The 20,908-nt window shown below is 41.3% G+C and carries 22 protein-coding genes; 16 read left to right on the top strand and 6 right to left on the bottom strand.

Going from position 1 to position 20,908, the window contains the following annotated elements; genetic code table 11:
- Positions 1 to 456: 456 nt before the first annotated feature.
- Positions 457 to 690, top strand: a complete 234-nt coding sequence (gene psb35, locus I8752_RS17225) for a photosystem II assembly protein Psb35 (RefSeq protein WP_214433537.1) — start codon at positions 457 to 459, stop codon at positions 688 to 690.
- Positions 691 to 742: 52 nt separating this feature from the next.
- On the opposite strand, the gene I8752_RS17230 is transcribed toward psb35, so the two are convergent.
- Entirely contained in the window at positions 743 to 1,165 is a 423-nt protein-coding gene (locus tag I8752_RS17230; RefSeq protein ID WP_214433556.1) for a tellurite resistance TerB family protein, read from the bottom strand.
- A 58-nt stretch (positions 1,166 to 1,223) separates the two neighbouring features.
- Positions 1,224 to 2,729 (bottom strand): 16S rRNA (cytosine(967)-C(5))-methyltransferase, encoded by a 1,506-nt coding sequence (locus I8752_RS17235; protein WP_214433538.1) that lies wholly within the window; start codon positions 2,727 to 2,729, stop codon positions 1,224 to 1,226.
- Between the two features lie 235 nt (positions 2,730 to 2,964).
- Here I8752_RS17235 and I8752_RS17240 point away from each other — a divergent pair, with 235 nt between their 5' ends.
- From I8752_RS17240 to I8752_RS17250, 4 genes are all read left to right on the top strand, one after another.
- Positions 2,965 to 3,624 (top strand): L-threonylcarbamoyladenylate synthase, encoded by a 660-nt coding sequence (locus tag I8752_RS17240; protein ID WP_214433539.1) that lies wholly within the window; start codon positions 2,965 to 2,967, stop codon positions 3,622 to 3,624.
- Between the two features lie 251 nt (positions 3,625 to 3,875).
- A complete protein-coding gene (locus I8752_RS38070) occupies positions 3,876 to 4,001 on the top strand; it encodes a hypothetical protein (RefSeq protein WP_263985376.1) in 126 nt (41 codons plus the stop codon).
- A complete protein-coding gene (locus tag I8752_RS17245; protein WP_214433540.1) occupies positions 3,998 to 5,221 on the top strand; it encodes a HetZ-related protein in 1,224 nt (407 codons plus the stop codon). The genes I8752_RS38070 and I8752_RS17245 overlap by 4 nt, the downstream gene beginning before the upstream one ends.
- Positions 5,222 to 5,568: 347 nt before the next feature.
- Positions 5,569 to 6,045, top strand: coding sequence for a PD-(D/E)XK nuclease superfamily protein (locus tag I8752_RS17250; RefSeq protein WP_214433541.1), 477 nt, complete (start codon positions 5,569 to 5,571; stop codon positions 6,043 to 6,045).
- On the opposite strand, the gene I8752_RS17255 is transcribed toward I8752_RS17250, so the two are convergent.
- Entirely contained in the window at positions 6,040 to 6,882 is an 843-nt protein-coding gene (locus tag I8752_RS17255) for a DNA adenine methylase (protein WP_214433542.1), read from the bottom strand. The two genes, I8752_RS17250 and I8752_RS17255, sit on opposite strands and share 6 nt — an antisense overlap.
- A 165-nt stretch (positions 6,883 to 7,047) precedes the next feature.
- Between I8752_RS17255 and I8752_RS17260 the strand changes: the two genes are divergently transcribed.
- The 3 genes from I8752_RS17260 (at position 7,048) to I8752_RS17270 (ending at position 9,020) form a co-directional block, all read left to right on the top strand.
- Positions 7,048 to 7,254, top strand: coding sequence for a DUF751 family protein (locus I8752_RS17260; RefSeq protein ID WP_214433543.1), 207 nt, complete (start codon positions 7,048 to 7,050; stop codon positions 7,252 to 7,254).
- A 123-nt stretch (positions 7,255 to 7,377) separates the two neighbouring features.
- The gene (rbfA, locus tag I8752_RS17265) at positions 7,378 to 7,791 is read left to right on the top strand and encodes a 30S ribosome-binding factor RbfA (RefSeq protein WP_214433544.1); all 414 of its coding nucleotides are present in this window, start codon (positions 7,378 to 7,380) and stop codon (positions 7,789 to 7,791) included.
- Positions 7,792 to 8,783: 992 nt separating this feature from the next.
- A complete protein-coding gene (locus tag I8752_RS17270) occupies positions 8,784 to 9,020 on the top strand; it encodes a DUF4327 family protein (RefSeq protein WP_214433545.1) in 237 nt (78 codons plus the stop codon).
- 700 nt (positions 9,021 to 9,720) lie between these two features.
- On the opposite strand, the gene recA is transcribed toward I8752_RS17270, so the two are convergent.
- Positions 9,721 to 10,797, bottom strand: coding sequence for a recombinase RecA (gene recA / locus I8752_RS17275; RefSeq protein ID WP_214433546.1), 1,077 nt, complete (start codon positions 10,795 to 10,797; stop codon positions 9,721 to 9,723).
- A 366-nt stretch (positions 10,798 to 11,163) separates the two neighbouring features.
- Between recA and I8752_RS17280 the strand changes: the two genes are divergently transcribed.
- From I8752_RS17280 to I8752_RS17310, 7 genes are all read left to right on the top strand, one after another.
- Positions 11,164 to 12,405 (top strand): hypothetical protein, encoded by a 1,242-nt coding sequence (locus I8752_RS17280; protein WP_214433547.1) that lies wholly within the window; start codon positions 11,164 to 11,166, stop codon positions 12,403 to 12,405.
- A gap of 167 nt (positions 12,406 to 12,572) precedes the next feature.
- Positions 12,573 to 13,280 (top strand): PspA/IM30 family protein, encoded by a 708-nt coding sequence (locus I8752_RS17285; protein ID WP_214433548.1) that lies wholly within the window; start codon positions 12,573 to 12,575, stop codon positions 13,278 to 13,280.
- 162 nt (positions 13,281 to 13,442) lie between these two features.
- Positions 13,443 to 14,225 (top strand): PspA/IM30 family protein, encoded by a 783-nt coding sequence (locus tag I8752_RS17290; RefSeq protein WP_214433549.1) that lies wholly within the window; start codon positions 13,443 to 13,445, stop codon positions 14,223 to 14,225.
- Between the two features lie 181 nt (positions 14,226 to 14,406).
- Positions 14,407 to 14,742 carry a thioredoxin family protein gene (locus I8752_RS17295; protein ID WP_214433550.1) on the top strand — a complete coding sequence of 112 codons (336 nt, stop codon included), beginning with the start codon at positions 14,407 to 14,409 and terminating at the stop codon, positions 14,740 to 14,742.
- A gap of 75 nt (positions 14,743 to 14,817) precedes the next feature.
- The gene (locus tag I8752_RS17300) at positions 14,818 to 16,035 is read left to right on the top strand and encodes an LL-diaminopimelate aminotransferase (RefSeq protein WP_214433551.1); all 1,218 of its coding nucleotides are present in this window, start codon (positions 14,818 to 14,820) and stop codon (positions 16,033 to 16,035) included.
- Positions 16,036 to 16,222: 187 nt separating this feature from the next.
- Entirely contained in the window at positions 16,223 to 16,708 is a 486-nt protein-coding gene (locus I8752_RS17305; RefSeq protein ID WP_214433552.1) for a hypothetical protein, read from the top strand.
- A 406-nt stretch (positions 16,709 to 17,114) separates the two neighbouring features.
- On the top strand, positions 17,115 to 17,537 hold the full coding sequence (locus I8752_RS17310; protein ID WP_214433553.1) for a response regulator: 423 nt from the start codon (positions 17,115 to 17,117) through the stop codon (positions 17,535 to 17,537).
- A gap of 20 nt (positions 17,538 to 17,557) precedes the next feature.
- On the opposite strand, the gene I8752_RS17315 is transcribed toward I8752_RS17310, so the two are convergent.
- Positions 17,558 to 17,785, bottom strand: coding sequence for a hypothetical protein (locus I8752_RS17315; RefSeq protein WP_404827098.1), 228 nt, complete (start codon positions 17,783 to 17,785; stop codon positions 17,558 to 17,560).
- A gap of 552 nt (positions 17,786 to 18,337) precedes the next feature.
- Here I8752_RS17315 and uvrC point away from each other — a divergent pair.
- Entirely contained in the window at positions 18,338 to 20,215 is a 1,878-nt protein-coding gene (gene uvrC, locus I8752_RS17320; protein WP_214433554.1) for an excinuclease ABC subunit UvrC, read from the top strand.
- A gap of 219 nt (positions 20,216 to 20,434) precedes the next feature.
- On the opposite strand, the gene I8752_RS17325 is transcribed toward uvrC, so the two are convergent.
- Entirely contained in the window at positions 20,435 to 20,758 is a 324-nt protein-coding gene (locus tag I8752_RS17325) for a PPC domain-containing DNA-binding protein (protein WP_214433555.1), read from the bottom strand.
- Between the last annotated feature and the right edge of the window lie 150 nt (positions 20,759 to 20,908).

The raw sequence follows: 20,908 nt of genomic DNA on the forward strand, positions 1-20,908 counted from the left end.
CTGGGTGAAATAGCTTTTTGTGTCTAGGTTTAATCGTCTGTTGATGTCCTAACACTACTGGCGATCGCCATAACAGCAAACTTATATTCGCCCAAGTTGTTTGCTAGCGAATTTTTGTAATATAGAAATCTTTATGTAATTGCTCGATCGCTACCCTTTGACCCCTGCGAGTTACACCACAACTGAGGTCAGTGTAGAAAACTATAGATATCTTATGCTTAATACATAATTGCAGCATTAGTTAGAATTTTTACATACTGCAAGCCTTACTTTTAACTGTCCCTGACAAATTTTGTAGGGGAAATCTGTAGCAAATAAGTCAAGCTAAAATTATCATACTTCCCGCTTCTCTTCCTCATGTCATCTGAGGTTCAAACTTGAGGGGGATGTAATTAATACTCTATTTATATTTATAGTGTCTTAAGTAGTGTTGCCTGAATTAGGAGAATATACTCAATGCATTTACATTTATTCATGCAAGCAGCAGATTCTGTTGCAGTAGGGGGCGGACATTTTCCTTTTGCTTTTACCTTGGTATATGTAGTTGGCTTTATTGCAGCTGTAACCATTGGTTCTATTGCTTGGTATAACTCTAAACGTCCGCCCGGTTGGGAAGACAAAAAGCGCCCTGACATTGTACCCAAGGTTGAAAAAGAAGAAACTCCGGGTCTGGGCGAACCGAAGTCATAAGCAGCCATTGGTCAATAGTCAACAGTCAAAACTTTAGACTATTGACTTTTGATTAGTTTTGTACTTCAACCCAACGCCGATAAAGCTTTTGAATTTGTTTGAGCAACGCATTAAAAGCTGGTTGGTTGGAATCATTCAGCCTGCCTAACTCCTGTAATTTAGTCAGAAGTTTAGCTTCTTCGATCGCTACATCACCATCGCTGTAGATTAAGCCACTAATGGCTTCAATCAAACTTTCGTAATCCTCAAGGCTAGGGCGATCGCCTAAGTAATCTCTCACCCATGCATAGCACTCTTTTGGTTGTACGGGAACTAATTCGTACAGCCAGGGCTTAATTTCTGGATCTGTTGCCAAACCTTTTGCTTGAGCTATTTCGCGTAAATATTGCCGTTCCTCTGGCTGGATTCTGCCGTCAATCCAAGCGGCTCCTATTAGGATTTTAACTAAGTTTTTCACATTGGAATCGGTAACCATTGCTGCCTCCTCTGGGAGATTCGGGGCTTTCACCAAATCGTACAATCCTAAACAGTATTCACGCGGAATCATTGGTTTTTCTTAAGCGCACCATAAAAAAGCCATCCATGTTCTGACGATGGGGCCAGACTTTGAGCCAGCCTTGAGGCGTAGAATAAGCCGAGTAAAGCGAATCTGCCCTAAGAGACTCAATTTGCCAATTAGGATTCTCAGCTAAAAATGCAGAAATCACACCTTCGTTTTCTGCCGGATGCAGCGTACAAGTAGCATAAACTAGTACGCCATCAGACTTGACAAAATTAGAGATATGTGAAAGAAGTTCTTTTTGTAAAATCGAAAGTTCTTGCACAGATTCTGGTGTCTGTCGCCAACGGGCATCAGCATGACGGTGCAGAGTTCCCAAACCAGAGCATGGTGCATCTAGTAATACGCGGTCAGCAGTATTATAAAATTGCGGTAAATCGCGGCTGTCGCCAGTGCAAATTTGAATAGATTGTAAATTCAGGCGTTCTGCATTTTGTTGGAGTTTGCGAAGACGAGAAGGAGTGCGATCGCAAGCCCAAATTTTCCCCTCATCCTTGATTAATTCCGCGATGTGGGTTGTTTTACCTCCTGGAGCTGCACAAACATCAATCACTAATTCGCCTGGCTGGGGGTCGAGCAAGTGACTGACCAATTGAGCACTACTATCTTGTACAGACCACCAACCCTCACTAAAACCAGGTAAATTTTGAATTGGCCCAGTGCTACCAATCAATCGTAAAGCTTGAGGCAAATCAGCAATCCGCCTCACTAAAATTCCAGCCGATTGCAACGCCGCCTCAACTGTTCCTATATCAGTGCGGAGGGGATTGATTCTCAGGTCGATAGTTGGTGTTTGGTTCATCCATTCACAGAGTTTTTCTGTCTCAGCAAAGCTAAGTTGGTCTAACCACACTTGAATAATCCAGTCAGGAAAGCTGTGTAAAATCCCTAAGCGTTCCACCGGGTTTTCTGGAAGTTGCAAAGATGAGGAAGACGCGGAGAACGGGAGACGCGGTGAGGAAGTTGGAGTCTTGGCGGTTCCCGTCGAGTCCAAACTTCCGAACCCGAAGGGTGACGCGGAGAATTTATCAAATATATTCCCCGCATCCCCGTGTCCCCGCCTCCCCGTGTCCTCTAGATTTCCCTGCTCCTTTTCCACAAGACGGATATACTGCCGCAATAGGCCATTTACAAAACCCGTGAGTCCAGAAAAACCATTTTCTTTAGCTAGTTGCACGGTGGTATTAACAGCAGCTGAGGCTGGAATACGCTCTTGATAGCACAGTTGGTATAAACCTAAATTGAGAATAGTGCGGAGGTCTTTTGGCTGTTGGTGGGATTTTTTTTTAGCAAGTTGGTCAATGAGAGTGTCAAGGGTGCGCTGCCTCCTGACGCTACCATAAACTAATTCTGTGACTAAACGGCGATCGCTATCAGACAAGTTAACTTTTTGCAGCACCCTGTCTAAGGCAACATCTGCATAAGCCCCTTTGTGAACATCTCGCAGGGCAATAAAAGCTATTTGACGGGGGTTTGTCATGGAAATATTTAAAACCGTTAAATTTGAGTTGACCTCTGTCTCTAGAGGTATAAATAATTGAACTGAGAATTTTTATCCTTCGCCCTTCATCCTATTCATGTTCATGCTGCACAATTATTGTGATGTAAAACTTGGCTTGTTTACATAAGGCGATCGCCAATGAAAATATGTGCAACGCTTCATTTTATATTTTTCCTTGAATGTAAAACCTCAAATATCTAGATCCAAATTACTTATGGCAAAAATTTTTGCAGTCCATCCTGATAATCCGCAAACCCGCCGAATAGAGGAAATAAAATCAGCGCTCTCTGGTGGAGCAGTTATGCTCTACCCTACAGATACAGTCTATGCCATTGGTTGCGATTTAAATGCCAAGTCAGCGGTGGAACGAGTGCGGCAAATCAAACAGCTAGCAAACGATAAACCATTGACATTTTTGTGTCCCTCACTGTCAAATGTGGCGACTTATGCCTTTGTCAACGATACAGCTTATCGGATTATGAGGCATCTGATTCCAGGACCGTACACATTTTTGCTACCTGCGACTAAGTTAGTACCGCGACTAGTACAAAGTCCTAAGCGCAAGACTACCGGGATTCGCGTTCCAGATCATAATGTATGTTTAGCATTGTTAGCAGCTTTAGAAAACCCAATTATTTCGACTTCGGCACACCTCCCGCCAGATGAGGAAGATAATGAACATTTAGGGCTAGATTTAGAGCTTAAACTATCGCGTGTAGAGCTATTTGACCGTTTGGATAAGTTAGTAGATGTAATTATCGATACTGGTGAAGAACCAACATACGAAGTGTCTACGATTTTGGATTTGACGGGAGATGAACCAACAATTACAAGACGAGGTTTGGGTTGGGAAGCAGTGACATCATGGGTATAAAAAATAATACTTCACGGGGCACTTGGTCGATTTCGGAATCATGTAAAATAAATGCTCCAGTTTGGCGAGCGTCATACTTAAAATAATTGGCAGTGGATAAAATAAAATGGCAATGAAAGTGGACGCATCAAGTGTTGTGGCTACTTTTAGGGTATATAGGATATATTTGTGCCAACGTCAAATTGGTTGCATGTGAAAAAAGCGACACACTAATAAGCCTGTAACTTTTTTGAATTTCTTACAGTCTTAATATGTCAGAAGTACTTGCAGTAGTCTTGATGGATGAACTACCAATTGATAATCCTAGCAAGATTGGTTTTAAGTGCTGTCTGTGCGTTGTAGTTAAGGTGCGATACCACACCCAGGAAAAGTTATGAAAGTTAACCTTGCAAATCTACCAATTACATCTACTATTGACAGTTGCGTTTCAACCAAAGAATTGCCAGTCAATAATACTGATATTTTGCTGCAACTGTTATGTCAAGAAATGCAGGCTCAAGTGAAAGCAGCTCCTGGGTGCGTGCAAGCCGTGGCACAACGCATATCTATAGAAGTTCAACGCATTTGCAACAAAAGTTCGCGCATTCAAACCTCAGGAGAAATCCAGTCTTGGCAACTTACTTTGTCTAGGCATCGCCTGCAAAAATGCCTGCACTATTACCGACTGGGTTCGAGGAGAGGGCGTGTAGAACTACACAGTACTTTAGGCGCTATGGTTTACCGTCATGTGGCTGTTGCAGGCTCTGAGTTAGGATTTGATGCTCGTTACAACTTGATTGAAGATTTTCTCCAAGCGTTTTACATTGAAGCCATCAAAGCTTTCCGGCGGGAAAATGAACTTCCTGAAGATTACACACCGCGTACCCAGTTGCAACTAGCAGAATATATGGCGTTTACAGAGCAATATGCCAAGCGCCGGATTAATTTACCTGGTGGAAATAATCAGCAATTAATTATTTTACGCGCCCAAAGTTTCGCTCGTCGTCAGCCCCAAGAAACTACTGTAGACATTGAGATGGCAGTGGAATCTGGCAAGGGTGAAGAAGCAGAATCTTACCAGCGGAATTCAGCAGTGCAACAAATTCGCTCGCAAATGATTGCCCAAGCTAATTTTGACCCTTCGGAAGCATCAGAACGCGATCGCGTCATCTCAGAATTGATTAAATACTTGGAGTCTCAAGGTCAATCTGACTGCGTAGACTACCTCACCCTCAAACTTCAAGACCTCTCTGCACCAGAAATCGACCAAATTCTCGGTCTAACTAGCCGTCAGCGCGACTATCTCCAACAGCGTTTTAAATACCATACCGAAAAGTTCGCCAAGCAACACCAATGGCAGTTAGTACATCAATGGTTAGGCGCAGGTTTAGAGCAAAAATTGGGATTGTCTTCCCAGCAGTGGGAAAAGTTTTTAAGTACGCTCTCTCCCGAACAACAGCAAATCTTAGAGTTGAAAATATCACGCCAGAGCGACCAAGCGATCGCCAAAGCAATCAAATGCACTCCCAAACAACTGCAAAAGCGCTGGACTCAACTTTTAGAACTAGCATGGACTATCCGCAACAGTAACACTGAAGTACAGACGGGTTTAAACTAAGGCAAAATTACAGAATTAAATCCTATTCAATCCTGCTGATTACAGATGTTGTTACAGATAAATTTCTCCATAATCCGACGATCGCAAAACATACCCTCTACTTCTTGAGTATTTATAGGATTAGAGGGGATGGTAAGGAAATAGTCAAAAATTTACTCCTGCTTGGAAACTATTTGAGTTGGTAATATTGGGATATTTTTAGTACAAAAGTATTAATATTTTTCCTTTCTACTTATTAATCCAGCCTTGTCAGGTCAAAATTAAAAATTCATATTAAGTTAGCGATCGCTAACTGCTACTTCCATGGAATTGTAGAATACATGGGACTTGTGGCACAGGAATTTGAGATGACTATGACTCAAGGCGCACGGGCTAATCAGGCAGGGAAAATTCTAGAAAGTAATGTAGAGACAATATTAAGCGTACATGGTTATTTTCAAGTAGGAAATCATGTTTCCAAGGAATTTTTATTTAATGCTAGTTTGTTAGCAAAACGCTATGCCAAGCAAGTTTACATCGGTTCTGGAATTTATAAAACTATTTTGAAGGTTGACTTTTTTGTAATGGGTTTACCTGTAATGCCATCTGGATTAATTATCGAATGTAAGTGGCAAGAAAGTGGTGGTTCTGTTGATGAAAAATTTCCCTATTTAAACTTGAATATTCAGGACTCATATCCCGCACCGACTATTGTAGTTATTGGGGGTGAAGGAATGAGAGAGGGAGCGATTAAATGGCTCAGACAACAAGTTGCATCTAACCCAAATTTATTAGCAGTTCATACTTTAGATAGATTCATTGCTTGGAGTAATAATCATCTATAAAATCTCATACGATGTAATTAATAATTCATCAATTACTCCTCTTTTTTTAGTATTAGAATTAATGGAGCGGGAAGCTGCTATCTGGTAAATATTGAAATTAATTTGCTTATATAAATTTTTGATAAAATCAGAATCAGAATTACATACCATCACTTTTACACCACGACTTGCCAATTCTGCACAAGTATCTCTTAAAGCTTCTTGCTCTTTTTTTCCAAAAGAATGACCGTTATAACCAGTAAAATAGCTGGTACTACTAATAGGATGATAAGGTGGATCGCAAAACACGAAATCTTCACTACTAATCGCCCAATGCAGCACATCGGTAAAATCTACTTGTTGAATTTTAGATGTAGAAAGCGCTCTTGAAGCTGCTCTCAGTAACTCTTCAGGGCAAATATTAGGATTTTTATAATTGCCTAATGGGACGTTAAATTTTCCCTGAGAATTGACTCTATACAGACCATTGTAACAAGTTTTATTCAAATAAATTAAACGTGCAGCTTGTTCTATATTGTTAATTTTGGCATCTGCTCTCACATGATAATAATACTCTCGGTTGTGTTTAATTTGATGTTCTTTAAGTAAGCAGATTAATTCCTCAACATTATCCCTAACACAGCGATAAGTAGTAATTAATTCACAATTAATATCAGTTAAAGTTGCTTGTAAGGGTTGGAGATAGAAAAACACAGCCCCACCGCCTAAAAATGGTTCATAGTAATTTTTGTAATTTTTCGGAAAATAAGGAATATATTGTTGAATTAACCTACTTTTACCTCCTGCCCACTTTAAAAATGGACGTGGATAAGCTTGTTTGGGGACTTGAGTTACCATTTAATTGAAATTTAACTAAAACTAAGCTAATGAATATAACAAAATTTAACTGAAGAACCATATTTTATATTAATTGAGTAATATTTCACCCATATAGATTACAATTAGTAGAGATAAAATACCTCTCAAGATATGTAAGTTTATAGCAAGGCAGTTTATATTCAAATGTTTGACGGATTTTGGGATAACATCTCTCGCTACCCCCGCTACTTTATTACTGTTCTCTTAGGCGTGTTTCTAAACACAATCGCACCATTAGTGCCACTTTTTAAACGTCCTGTCACCTTGATTGCCCTTTTGGGTTTTTTTGCAGGCGCTTTAGTGTTTGTTACTCTTACCCTCCGCGCAATGCTGGGCTTAAGTACAATCTAGACTGGACTAGATCGGGGGTTTGCCCGTAGGGCAGTTGTCAAGGGCTTTGCCAGCATCAAAGACTGTCCTCTCCAACTTACTTTTAATTGTGTCGTATAACCTCTCAGAAGAGGCGTAACTATTATGGCTACAAATCGCCGCGTTTCCCGTGTTGCTGAATTAATAAAACGGGAAGTTAGCCAAATGCTACTCAACGGTATTAAAGACGATCGCGTGGGTACAGGAATGGTAAGTGTTACCGATGTAGATGTTTCTGGCGATCTACAACATGCCAAAATCTACGTCAGCATTTATGGAACAGAGGAAGCCAAGGCAGAAACAATGGCAGGCTTAAAGTCGGCTACGGGTTTTGTCCGCAGCGAACTCGGCGCACGGGTAAGGCTGCGTCGCACACCAGAAGTCATTTTTATCGAAGACCGTTCCATAGAACGCGGTACTAAAGTATTGTCGCTTTTAAACCAACTTCAGTATGAGCGATCGCCAGAAACTCAAGCAATGGCAGAAGATACTACAGATGAATATGACGAACAATCCTGAGAATAAGTAACTAACACAACAATGTAACTTTAGAACAATTCATCCTTAGGGAATTCGCCAAACACTTTACAGACGCGATTGAATCGCGTCTGTTTCAATATGAGTATACAGGGGTAGGTGGGAGAAAAGGGGCGTAGGGGAAGATAAGAACAGAAATTCTACCTTGTCCTCCTCATCTCCCTCATCCTTCTGATGCTACTCTCTACTTTTCTTCAGTAACTTTACTATTAGCGCAAATCCTTATTTTTATAAAACTTCACAATTCACCGCCTAGAATTTACTGAAACCGAAGGTGGTGAATCGAGGCTTGAGTAGCGATCGTTATAAATCATCGAACCCTAGCTACGACTCAAACGGGCGATTTGGCGAGCTTTTCACGTCAGTTACTGCTAACCTAGAGGCAAATCATCTGACTCTACTCTCAATGTTTATTCAGAGTAGCCTGTGTTTTGCAGTACTGCAATTAACCGAGAAACTACGGTCGTTTATTTAAGAAATTATTAACATATAGTATGTTTCAAGTTTTCGTAGTGTACGGTAGCGCTTATATTTTGCAACAGTTTATACCGTTGCTTCTGCCATAAATCTCTGATTGCTAAATTAGAGACAAATTCCAACGTCTCTAACTTAGGTCTAATTGTGATTATTCTGTACATCAGCAATCCATCGTAGAAACTATTCTCGCTCGCACAATCATGGCTAAAAGTATCAACAGCACAACTTTCAAACTTGAAAAAAGCCAGTTATACAAAATTCTCACTAGGTTAATTTAGTAACCTTCATATGTGAAAGTGAAGCACATTTACTCAATTTGTCAGTAAACGTTGACTTTCTTAACATTTCTTTGGATAATTTGAGGATATGTAGCGTCAAAATGAAATTAGTTCCGTATAGCAAACTACAAAACCTTAGCCACAAGTCTCATTCCTGTCATGTTTGTTCCCAATAGTTAATGGGAACACTATCTACGTATAAATCTGTGAGTAAAAATCATGAGTGTCAATACGGTGCCCTCTATCAATTACTATTCTTTGGATGTAATTCAAGACGAAGCTCGCCGACTAGTGCAAAAGGGAATGATTAGCCGACAACAGCCAATATATACGCTCTGCCAGTACATTCCTGCGAGAGAGTGGGTTTGCGTTGAGTGTGAATTGGAGAAATGTGACTTTCTGTTGCGCGATCGCATCGGCGATCTCATTGGTCGGGAACAATGGGAAAACGACTAGTGCCAACAGGCCGCTATGTTAAAGCCAGTTTAGTGTACTCTTGGGAGAACTTAAAAAGTGGTTGCTCTCTAAAAGTCGGAAAAAGGGAAGAAAGCTTACTATGTGAGCTTTTTAACCTTTTAAGACTAGATAGTTATGTGCGCCAGATGACACTAGTTGATTGTGTAATTTTGGATTTGGGATTGGGAGTTTATTTTGAATCTTTAGATGTAGTTAAGAAACGATTCATAACCCAATTTTAGGGACGACCTCTAGTTTTGATGAATATTCTCCAATCCCAAATCCTTAATTATTTATGAAACTAGAAGCATTAAAGCCTGATTTATACAACTATTCGACTTAGCGAGCGATCGGATTAAAATAAGTTTTGTATTGAGTCAGCGCTAAGTATATTGGTGCTAGCAAACTCAAATACCATTGAAAATCTGGCCATAACAACAAAGTACGCTGCGATCTATGCTAGGTACAAAAATATTTTTCTGATATCACATTTTATACATGCATAATCTCCAACCAAAAATTTATTTCTTGGTTGGAGATTAATTTCTGTTACAACAGTTTTCAGATATTTTAGACTGCGGCTGAGTAGGAGAGTAGGGAATGACATTTATTGGGAAAAGGACATATCTTTCCCTTTCCCTATCCAAATGGCTTTTCTCTTTCTCTATAAATAGCAAGTTGCTGAGAGTCCACTTTAGTACTATTCGTCTTCTTCTAATTCATCATCATCATCTTCTTCTTCATTGGCCTTCGCTACAGAATTAGCAGAAACAACAGCTCCTTTATCTAGCTTTTCGCGTACTAATTGTTTAATTTGTTCGGCAAATTCTGGTTTTTCTTCTAGATACTTGATGGCATTGTCTCGTCCTTGGGAGATGTTATCGCCGTTATAACTATACCAAGCTCCTTTGCGAACGAGGATGCCAGTTTCTTCTGCTAAATCCACAAGACAACCTAAAGTAGAAACTCCTTTACCAAAAATGATGTCAAACTCTGCCACTCTAAAAGGTGGCGCTACTTTATTTTTGGCGACTTTGACTTTGACTCGGTTGCCAAATTCATCTGTACCTTTTTTCAAAGTTTGAATCCGACGAATATCTAAACGCACCGAAGCGTAAAACTTCAATGCATTACCACCAGTTGTTGTTTCTGGGCTACCATAAGTAACACCGATTTTTTGTCGTAACTGGTTAATGAAGATTACAGTACAGCCAGATTTACCGATATTACCAGTAATTTTACGTAAAGCTTGGCTCATCAACCGTGCTTGTAAACCAACGTGAGCATCACCCATATCGCCTTCAATTTCAGCGCGGGGAACCAATGCTGCCACCGAGTCAATAATTACAATATCAACTGCCGCCGAGCGGACAAGTTGATCGACAATTTCTAAAGCAGCTTCCCCTGTATCTGGTTGAGAAACTAGCAAATTTTCAATATCTACACCCAATGCGGCGGCGTAAGTAGGATCGAGGGCATGTTCGGCATCAACAAAGGCAGCAATACCGCCATTTTTTTGCACTTCTGCGAGTGCATGTAGTGCTACTGTCGTTTTACCAGAACTTTCTGGGCCATAAATCTCAATCACCCGCCCCTTGGGTAAACCACCACCCAATGCTAGATCGAGCGTCAGCGCCCCTGTGGAAATCGTCTCCACCCGCATCCGGGTAGCATCGCCCAAGCGCATAATTGCCCCCTTACCGAAGCTGCGCTCAATCTGGTTAAGCACCATGTTTAGCGCTTTTTGCTTGCCAGAAGTATCGGTGTTGATAGCCATTCCTGCCTCTAAAGTGTATGGATTTTAAGGAGTGTTGGTTTCGGAGTCTGAGTAGAACAGATATACTATTTTAGCCAGAAAATTCTGGAATAGGACTTTTCAAATCAAAAAGAAAGTGTGACAAGATCCTAACTCGATCGCTAGCTGATTGGGGTAGCCAAGCTCAATGATACCAACTTGGATTGCGACATAGCAGGAGGTATATTGAGACTGCGCGATCGCATGATTTTATTTCAGGTAGGAAGAAATTTAGACTTACCCTAGCCAAATCGTCATTGGTATCACCCTTGATAGTTAATTTTCGCTAGTATTGGCACAAATATCTATAAAGTTAATCCAGCAGTACACGTTTCAGGCACAGAGGCAATGAGTCAAAACCCCTTGATAGATTCCGGTACTCAATCGTCTAAATCTGGATTGAAGCCGGCATTAGTATCGGCACTGGCAAGTTTAGAAGTGCAGCTAGAGCGGGAGTTAGCCCGATACCGACGCACGCGAATTGGTATGAGAACGCCAAACCAATCTCGTGTCAGCAGTTATATTAGCAGTCAACCTCAAGAAGTCACAGACTTGCCTGCAACTGCCGACAAAAAGCCACCAGTAGCAGAAATTAAAATTGATACACCGCCTGTATCTGTGCCCGACGAGCCTCTTTCAGGAAATCCAGCGCCAGCTACGCTCAAAACTGAAGCTCTGGATAATCCCCAAGTCTCCCCCAATGATGCTAAAACACAACTTCCACTGCCTTCGCCAAATAACAGTAGTAGCTTAGTGCCCGCGGTAGTAAAAGATGCACAAAAGGACAATCTCCCGCAGGCCAATGACACAGCCAAACAGCCAGACGATTACTTAGAATCGAGTGAAGCTCTACTGCGAAGTTTGACAGACGAACAACCACAAACAAAGAAGCCGAGCAATTCGAGCGACAGTCTGCTATCACCTTTGGGTATCGGCTCGATGCTGCTGTTATTAGTAGCGAGTCTCACGTTGGGGTACGTAGTGTTCAATCCCAAAAGCTTGCCTCAGCTGAACCTAGGTAAATTATTTAATGGCAAGTCTTCTAGTGCGGAAAATACTTCAGAAGTTGGGACTAATACTCAATCTCATCCTCAGCCAGAACTCACGCCTATACCCAGGTATCCAAACTTAGCCGCCAAAGAGTTTCCCCAAGTGAAAGATCCCAATGATGTAGTTGGTTTAGAGCCGAAAGTTCAACCAACCCCGACAGCATTGCCTAAGTCCATTTATACTCCACCAGCAAACCCTCCAGTTGTCAACCCGCTACCAGTTGCTCCTCTCCCACTGACGCAGCCTTTGCCTCCCTTGATACCTCCAGCCTCAACGTTACAACCTTCACCCCAGCCAACTACAACCCCGCCAAAGATCGATGCCGAAATCACACCAGCAGCGGATGGTTTTTATCATATAGTGACAGACAATCAAGGCACGATCGCTCTCGCTAATGCGAGAAAAGTAGTTCCCGATGCTTACTTATCACGCAGCCAAAAATTGATTTATCTGGGTGCGTTGAAGACAAAAGAAGAAGTACAACGAAGGTTGCAAGAACTACAAGCCAAGGGAATTAAAGCACGAGTTGAGCAACCATGAGTTGCAAAAATCTACAATATGATGAGGAGATTGGGGATTGGGGATGGGTGATTGGCAATTGGGGATTAGGAAAGAATATCCTTTTACTCTTTAATCTTTTTTACCATTGTGCCCAGTCCCCAATCCCGCGCGAAGCGCTTCGGGTAACAAGTGAATGGAGAGCTGACATGGAACTAATTAAGCGTATTCTGCGGGTGATTCGCGCTAATCTCAATAGTTTGATCGGCAGTGCAGAAGATCCTGAAAAGGTTCTGGAACAAGCCGTGATGGAAATGCAGGAAAATTTGGTGCGATTGCGGCAAGGGGTAGCGCAAGCGATCGCTACTCAAAAACGCACCGAAAGACAAGCTGCGGCGGCTGAATCGACATCAGAAGAATGGTATCGCCGCGCCCAACTAGCACTGCAACAAGGCAACGAACCTCTAGCTAGAGAAGCTCTGACTAAACGCCGAGCTTACCAAGAAACTGCCACAGCCCTAACTAACCAAATCGGGCAGCAAAACGATGTGGTAGCTAGGCTCAAAAAGGATATGCGGACGCTAGAGTTAAAAATTGCTGAAGCTAAAACCAAAAAAGATATGTACATTGCTCGCGCTCGTTCTGCCGAAGCTTCTTATCGACTTCAGGAAATGCTCGATGGAGTTTCTGCTAACAGCAGCTTAAATGCTTTTGAGCGCATGGAAGACAAAGTATTACAGATAGAAGCTAAATCCGAAGCGATCGCAACTCTGGGCAGCGATGACTTGCAAAAACAATTTGACTCTTTAGAATCAACTAGCGATATCGATACAGAGCTAGCAGCAATGAAGGTACAAATGTTAAATGAAGATAAAAACCCACAGCAACAAAAGTTAAACGAAAGTTCAGAGCCTTGAAAAGCAAGCAACTAGCTTTACGAGAGTATATCTTTACAATAAACGGGCGTTGGGGTGTACTGAACCAAACTGGAAAGATTACATTGAAATAGGAAGCTATTAAATAGTAAAAAAGCTAACTGTCCAACAAAGCGCGTAAACTCCAAAAGGAAAAACAAAGTTATGGGATTATTCGATCGTATTAAACGAGTAGTTAGTTCTAACCTCAACGATTTAGTCAGTAAAGCTGAAGATCCAGAAAAAATACTAGAGCAAGCCATCCTGGAAATGCAGGAAGACTTGGTACAGTTACGTCAGGGAGTTGCCCAAGCGATCGCAGCCCAAAAACGTACAGAGAAACAATATAATGATGCCCAAAATGAAATTAATAAGTGGCAACGCAATGCTCAATTAGCCCTACAAAAAGGCGACGAGAACCTTGCACGACAAGCCCTAGAACGCAAAAAGACATTCACCGACACCAGCACAGCACTGAAAACTAGCCTGGATCAGCAAAGCACTCAGGTGGAAACCCTCAAGCGCAACTTAATTCAGCTAGAAAGCAAGATTTCAGAAGCTAAGACCAAAAAAGAAATGCTCAAAGCGCGGATTACTACCGCCAAAGCCCAAGAGCAACTTGAAGGTATGGTGCGCGGGATGAATAGCAACAGTGCAATGTCTGCCTTTGAGCGGATGGAAGAAAAAGTCCTAATGCAAGAAGCCCGTGCCCAGTCAGCGGCGGAGTTGGCAGGTTCGGACTTAGAAAGCCAATTTGCCCGTTTGGAATCGGGTAGCGATGTTGATGATGAATTGGCAGCTTTGAAAGCATCACTGGCTCCCGCAAGCCCACCAAATCAACCCCAACTGCCACCACAACAAACCACCCCCCCGAATACCGCTTCCCAACCTAATGAAGTGGTTGATGCTGAATTGGAGTCCCTACGCAAACAATTGGATCAAATGTAACATTTGCAGAATATCAAATTTGAACAGTCCCACACCCACTGGTTGTGGGATTTTGCATTAATTGTCAGTTGTCAGTTGTCAGTTGTTAGTTGCCGATCTTTTCTACTGACCACTGACCCTCAGATTGGGATAGAGTATTTTGTGTGTCAACTTTGAACGATGCCACCTAATGGAGACTGCAATGAGTAAAGGTGTAACCATCATCACTGATGCCGAGTTTGAAACAGAAGTGTTGAAAGCCGAGCAGCCTGTATTAGTTTACTTTTGGGCTTCTTGGTGCGGGCCGTGTCAATTAATGTCGCCAGTGATTAACTTGGCAGCCACCACATACGGCGATCGCCTCAAAGTTGTCAAAGTGGAAGTTGACCCGAATCCGATTACTGTCAAACACTACCAAGTCGAAGGTGTTCCAGCCCTCAGATTAATTCAAGGAGAGAAACTATTAGCATCCACTGAGGGAGTTATTGGCAAAGATAAATTACTTAGCCTGTTAGATACGCACTTAAATAGTAATTAGTCAGTGGTCAGTTGTCAGTAGTCTATAACGAAGAACTACTGACCGCTGACAACTCACAACTAACAAAGAACGAAAATGCAATTTGCGAAGCGTTTACAACCCCTGCAATCCAACGTATTTGCTGATATGGACAGAGCCAAGGCAGTGGCTCTTTCGATAGGACGACAGTTAATTGATTTGTCACTGGGTTCTTCTGATTTACCCGCCGAGGCGCACGTTATCGAAGCGATCGCTCAATCTCTCCACGACCGAAGTACCCACGGGTACTTGCTGTTTCACGGTACTCAAGCATTTCGCCAAGCCGCAGCTGATTGGTACGAACAAAAATTTGGCATTAGTGTCGATCCAGAAACTGAGGTATTGCCGCTGATTGGTTCCCAGGAAGGGACTGCTCATTTACCCCTAGCACTGCTCGACCCTGGAGATTTTGCTTTATTGCTCGACCCTGGCTACCCCTCCCATGCAGGGGGAGTTTATTTAGCCAACGGGCAAATCTATACGATGCCTTTACTTGCAAAAAATGATTTTCTGCCAGTGTTGGCTGATATTCCTGCCGCTGTCTTAGCTCAGTCGCGGATGATGGTTTTAAGCTATCCTCACAATCCGACTGCGGCGATCGCACCTTTAGCTTTTTTTCAAGAAGCTGTGGCTTTCTGTCAGCAACACAATCTCGTCTTAGTTCACGATTTTCCCTACGTAGATTTGGTATTTGAGGAAGCTGGAGTTGGCAGCAGAAAAGACAAGGAAACAAACAGAATAATTAATCCCCAATCCCCAGTACCTTCGATTCTGCAAGCTGACCCAGAAAAAAGTGTTTCGATTGAATTTTTCACTCTTTCCAAGTCTTACAATATGGGCGGCTTCCGCATTGGTTACGCCATCGGCAATGCTCAGTTGATTAACGCTTTACGTCAAGTCAAAGCAGCCGTTGATTTTAATCAGTATGGGGGGATTTTGAACGGGGCGATCGCGGCTCTCACAGGCCCCCAAGCAGGAGTAACAGATTCAGTCGCCATTTTCCGCAAACGTCGAGATGCCTTCATCAATGCTTTGCACAGCATCGGTTGGCAAGTTCCTACTCCTAAGGCCACGATGTATATCTGGGCTAAGTTACCCGCACCGTGGAATCAAAATTCCGTAGAATTTTGCACCCAATTAGTCAAACAAACTGGGGTTGCGGCTTCTCCTGGGGCTGGTTTTGGCAAATCTGGTGAAGGTTATGTTCGCTTTGCCTTAGTGCACGAGCCACCTTTATTAGAAACTGCTGTCGGGAGAATTGCGGAATTTCTTTGATTGAAAGATAAAGTTTTTATCTGAGATTCACAGTAAATTTATGAGTTGCTATTTGTACTGAGGTACTTTCGGGATAAACTACAAAACAAGTGTTTGCAAGGATCAAAGGTACTAAAACTTTAGCAGGAGAAAGTATCTTGATTCTTAAGCGCAAATTTCATCCCTAAAACTCAGTAATACAGCGTGCATGGCAGTTAATCTCCAAAAAATCGGCATTTGTGTTTTGACTTTAGTTGCGATCGGTGTGTTACAGCAGCGTCCTGTTTGGGCTTTAACTACTGCCTCAGCACAAGCAATATCCATAACAGAAAATTCTCTTGATGTTAACAGTTCCCAAATAGCTCATCTCCAGAGTATGGAGGAAACTACAGGTGAAAGTAACTCAAAAACAAATGAGTTACTATTACTCGCCGAGCGCAACATCGAAAAAATAATTCAGAATAATCAGGTTTCTATGGTGACGCTTGACGAAACAACTCGCTATTATGTTGCTCAAACGCCTGCTGCTACACAAGACAGTTTTATACCTTCTTATAGAAATGTTTGGGTAAAGCTAAATGATGCACCCATCAGACGAAAAGTGCCAGAACCTTCCGCACTATTAGGATTAGTTGCTATGGTTGGTTGGCTTGTGACTCAGGGTCAAACAAAACAAGCAAGAAACTTAGGGTAGGGAGTATAAGACGACATTTTCAACACGAAAAAAAGGGGAAGAAGCAGCTAAACGTTTTTTTATAATTTTTTAAGATTTTTACTGTAAAATTACGGTTGTCTGCTGAATATTTCTTGACACAATAGTTAGGTATATTGATTTAGTTTAATTGCTGGAAATGACCAATGCTTAAAGTTAGTTAAGAATTTATTACCTTAAAAGTAAAATTAGTCAAAGCAATCATTAAGTTTTGCTAATTTTTAGGTAATAGGATAACATCCTGAAGCATAGAAGCGCAAATAGTCTCAATTGGGGAAATTGTAAATACCTTACACAAGCCAAATTTTTATTTATTAGAACTTTACCTTAATTCTATTTGAGTTTCCGAGCAAAATGGTTGACTGATGACCTAGCATGAAAAGGAAAAATGACAGCACATCTATTTACTATAGAGCGGCAAGTAAAGTCGCCTCAACCCAGACGAGTTTTATTAGTTGAAGATAATGATGCTAACAGAATGCTACTGAGTGACTATCTCAGCTATTGTGGATACAATGTCCAAAGTTTATCAGATGCATCTACTTTTTTTGCAACTATAGATAAATTCCAGCCGGAGTTAATGTTGTTAGACTTAAAATTACCAGGCGTTGACGGTTATTTACTGCTAGAACAAATTAGGCAAAAGTCCAATTTATCAAAGATACCTATCATCATAGTTTCAGCTTTTGCTTTTAAAGCCGATCGAGAACGAGCAATGAATCTAGGCGCTAGCCGCTATTTAATTAAACCTGTAAATCTTACCGAACTGCTCCTAGCAATTGAAGAAGAATTATCTTGTATTCATATCTAAATTTTGCTATTCAAGTACAACTATTCAGCTTTTTGAGTGTTAATAAACTCTTCAACATTTTCACTAAGGTGTTGCACAGAATTACCTATTTCATAAATTTTGCGTTCTGCTTGTGCTAGCAACAAAGCTGCTGTTTGTAATTCGTTTAGAGCTTCAGCCATAGCCTCACGATAACTAGATTCAAACTCTTGTAGATTCATAAATTTGCTCTTGCCTAAAATCATTGCCTCATCTTTCAATTTAATCATAGTTATAAATTTAAGTTGCTAAAACCGTTAATTCGCTTAATTTTTGACTTTAAACTGAGAATCCGAAATATTGCTTATTTTAATATAACTAGCTAAAACTCTTATTAAATTAGATAACAAATATATAATGCCAGTCTCAAGAAAGTACCAAAAGATAATTCCCAGCTGAAAATACAAAAACTTTAAAAAACAATAAAAAATAAAAATTTTTCAATGTTTACAAAAATATATCAAGTTCAAATTATTTATAAAAAATTAGGAAAATCTTATAAAAGTTAGTTGAAGTATGTAGGTAATACTAATTCGTCATTAAGAAATTCAGATAGACTTTGGGTTTCGGGGTTTAAATGGGTTGCCAGATTTTAAAGAATTGGTGTAACACCCTTTTGGGGAAATTTGAGTCCGTCGCTTTTGTGGGCTTTATTGCGTTTAAGTAACTGCATCGGATTTTCTGAGTTAAAGCAAGTGCCATTGGTTTCTGTTCCAGCAAAAAAAATTATTTTTTCTTAAAATAGTAATAGGTATATTTTGTAAGATTACCTAAATTGGGTTGTGACAACATCTGCTCAAATACCACCACTGCTTAAAGATCCAGAGCGTTTGGAAAGCCGTCTAGCCGAAATTCCACCGGAACCGGGAGTTTATTTCATGCGGGACGGCACCGATCGCATTATTTATATAGGTAAATCGCGCAAGTTGCGATCGCGCGTTCGTTCTTACTTCCGGGAAGGATATACCAAAAGCGAACGCATCGCCACTATGGCCAAGCAGGTGAGCGAAATTGAATTTATCGTCACCGACACCGAAGCTGAAGCCTTGGCGCTGGAAGCCAACTTAATCAAGCAGCACCAGCCATACTTCAATGTGCTGCTCAAAGATGATAAAAAATATCCCTATGTCTGCATTACTTGGTCAGAAGATTATCCGCGAATTTTCATCACTCGCAAACGCCAATTCGGCAAAGAAAAGGATAAATTCTACGGACCTTATACTGATTCTGGCTTATTGCGAGAAATTTTACGAATTAGTAAACGCATCTTTTCACTACGACAACGACCTCAACCGCTATTCAAAGACCGTCCTTGCTTAAATTATGATATGGGGCGCTGTCCGGGTGTGTGTCAGCAGTTGATTTCAACAGAAGAATACCGCAAAACCGTGCAAAAAGTAGCGATGGTATTTCAAGGTCGAACTCAAGAACTGATTGACATTTTGACAGAACAAATGCACAAATCAGCAGAGGCGTTGAACTTTGAGTCAGCCGCGCGGATTCGCGATCAAATTGCTGGGTTAAAGTCGCTGACTGCCGATCAAAAAGTGTCTCTTCCAGATGATACAGTTTCACGAGATGCGATCGCCCTGGCTGCCGACGCACAACATGCCTGCATCCAATTATTCCAGATTCGGGCTGGGCAACTGGTAGGACGTTTAGCATTTGTAGCAGATACTCACGCTGAACCAGGAGCGATCTTACAACGAGTTTTAGAAGAACATTACCAAACTGCTGACTCAGTAGAAATTCCCACAGAGATTTTAGTACAGCACGAGCTACCAGATACAGAGATATTGGCGGATGTCTTGACGCAGCGTAAGGGAAGAAAAGTGACAATTTTGGCTCCCCAGCGGCAAACCAAGGCAGAATTGATTGAGATGGTAGAGCGCAATGCTCAGTATGAATTGCAGAGAATGCAGAAATTTAGCGATCGCAATCAGCAAGCAATGCAAGATTTAGCTGCAATTCTCGATTTACCCGACTTACCTCACCGCATCGAAGGTTATGATATCTCTCACATTCAAGGTTCCAATGCTGTAGCTTCCCAAGTCGTGTTTATCGACGGTTTACCTGCTAAACAAAATTATCGTCACTACAAAATTAAAAATCCTACAGTCACAGCCGGACACTCAGATGATTTTGCTAGCTTGGCTGAAGTTATTGGGCGGCGATTCCGCAAGTATAGTGAAGATCCAAAATTAGCGAGAGTGGGTAATCCTGACTGGCCCGATTTAATTATGATTGATGGCGGCAAAGGTCAGCTATCATCGGTTGTTGCGGTTTTGCAAGAGCATAATTTATTGGAAGATTTGCGAGTTGTGAGTCTAGCAAAGCAGCGGGAAGAGATTTTTTTACCAGGAGAATCTCAACCTTTGGAAACTGAAAGCGAACAACCAGGAGTACAATTGTTGCGGCGGTTACGGGATGAAGCGCATCGATTTGCAGTCACTTTCCATCGTCAGCAACGCAGCGATAAATTGAGGCGATCGCGTTTAGATGAAATTCCTGGCTTAGGACACCATCGCCAAAAACAGCTACTAGGACATTTTCGCTCAGTTGATTATATTCGGCAAGCTACACCCGCACAACTAGCCGAAGTTGCAGGAATTGGGCCGCGTTTGGCTCAAGAAATTTATGATTACTTTCATCCCTCTTGAGCCGATTAAACATTTATCATTAGTGAAGAGGAGAGGGTTTTTCAGACATTCTGCATAGATTCGGTAATTATAACTAATTAGCCGAACTTGATATTAATCCTAAATCTTTTCTTTCTTCTCTTCGCGTTCTTTGCGTCCTACCCTGCGGGAAGCCGCTAACGCGTCTATGTGGTTCGTTTCAATTAGATAAACTTCTATAGCGAATAACTCTATGTAACTTTACATATCAATTTCTAATTCCTGATAACCAGTTTGTTCGTCAAAAGTTCTATTAAATGTAAACTCTTCACTAGCACCGATTACTATTTCGGCAGTTGTATAAATAATACTGCCATTCACAAGATGTCCGCCGATAGTTTTGCCTTGTTTATCGGCAATAGCAATGTGCAAATGCACCCCTGCGATCGCTATTGTCCCGTTGAGAGTTATAATTTCAAATTTATCTTCCAAGACTGTACTATTTTCTCGATTGGCAAAGCGAATTGTTGCTTTTTTTAGGCTGCCGATCGCACTTACAGCCGTTTCCGATGTTATGAGGTACAATTAGTACTAATAAAATAAAAAGATAATACTGTCATGAAAGCATATTCAGTGGATATCCGAGAAAAAATAGTTGCAGCACATATTGAGGAAAAAATATCAATTCGGCAAGTGGCACTCAGATTTGCAGTCAGTAAAAGTCTAGTACAAAAG

The organism is Dendronalium phyllosphericum CENA369 (assembly GCF_016056275.1).
GTDB classification, from domain to species: domain Bacteria; phylum Cyanobacteriota; class Cyanobacteriia; order Cyanobacteriales; family Nostocaceae; genus Dendronalium; species Dendronalium phyllosphericum.

Excerpts from the sequence above, each read along its gene's own strand:
- I8752_RS17235 (WP_214433538.1), bottom strand. The coding sequence starts at position 2,729 with ATGACAAACCCCCGTCAAATAGCTTTTATTGCCCTGCGAGATGTTCAC.
- I8752_RS17305 (WP_214433552.1), top strand. The coding sequence starts at position 16,223 with ATGGCAGTTAATCTCCAAAAAATCGGCATTTGTGTTTTGACTTTAGTT.
- I8752_RS17280 (WP_214433547.1), top strand. The coding sequence starts at position 11,164 with ATGAGTCAAAACCCCTTGATAGATTCCGGTACTCAATCGTCTAAATCT.
- I8752_RS17260 (WP_214433543.1), top strand. The coding sequence starts at position 7,048 with ATGTTTGACGGATTTTGGGATAACATCTCTCGCTACCCCCGCTACTTT.
- I8752_RS17315 (WP_404827098.1), bottom strand. The coding sequence starts at position 17,785 with ATGATTAAATTGAAAGATGAGGCAATGATTTTAGGCAAGAGCAAATTT.
- I8752_RS17300 (WP_214433551.1), top strand. The coding sequence starts at position 14,818 with ATGCAATTTGCGAAGCGTTTACAACCCCTGCAATCCAACGTATTTGCT.
- recA (WP_214433546.1), bottom strand. The coding sequence starts at position 10,797 with ATGGCTATCAACACCGATACTTCTGGCAAGCAAAAAGCGCTAAACATG.
- I8752_RS17270 (WP_214433545.1), top strand. The coding sequence starts at position 8,784 with ATGAGTGTCAATACGGTGCCCTCTATCAATTACTATTCTTTGGATGTA.
- I8752_RS17240 (WP_214433539.1), top strand. The coding sequence starts at position 2,965 with ATGGCAAAAATTTTTGCAGTCCATCCTGATAATCCGCAAACCCGCCGA.
- I8752_RS17250 (WP_214433541.1), top strand. The coding sequence starts at position 5,569 with ATGACTATGACTCAAGGCGCACGGGCTAATCAGGCAGGGAAAATTCTA.
- I8752_RS17230 (WP_214433556.1), bottom strand. The coding sequence starts at position 1,165 with ATGGTTACCGATTCCAATGTGAAAAACTTAGTTAAAATCCTAATAGGA.
- I8752_RS38070 (WP_263985376.1), top strand. The coding sequence starts at position 3,876 with ATGTCAGAAGTACTTGCAGTAGTCTTGATGGATGAACTACCAATTGAT.
- I8752_RS17245 (WP_214433540.1), top strand. The coding sequence starts at position 3,998 with ATGAAAGTTAACCTTGCAAATCTACCAATTACATCTACTATTGACAGT.
- I8752_RS17290 (WP_214433549.1), top strand. The coding sequence starts at position 13,443 with ATGGGATTATTCGATCGTATTAAACGAGTAGTTAGTTCTAACCTCAAC.
- psb35 (WP_214433537.1), top strand. The coding sequence starts at position 457 with ATGCATTTACATTTATTCATGCAAGCAGCAGATTCTGTTGCAGTAGGG.
- I8752_RS17255 (WP_214433542.1), bottom strand. The coding sequence starts at position 6,882 with ATGGTAACTCAAGTCCCCAAACAAGCTTATCCACGTCCATTTTTAAAG.
- I8752_RS17285 (WP_214433548.1), top strand. The coding sequence starts at position 12,573 with ATGGAACTAATTAAGCGTATTCTGCGGGTGATTCGCGCTAATCTCAAT.
- I8752_RS17295 (WP_214433550.1), top strand. The coding sequence starts at position 14,407 with ATGAGTAAAGGTGTAACCATCATCACTGATGCCGAGTTTGAAACAGAA.
- rbfA (WP_214433544.1), top strand. The coding sequence starts at position 7,378 with ATGGCTACAAATCGCCGCGTTTCCCGTGTTGCTGAATTAATAAAACGG.
- I8752_RS17310 (WP_214433553.1), top strand. The coding sequence starts at position 17,115 with ATGACAGCACATCTATTTACTATAGAGCGGCAAGTAAAGTCGCCTCAA.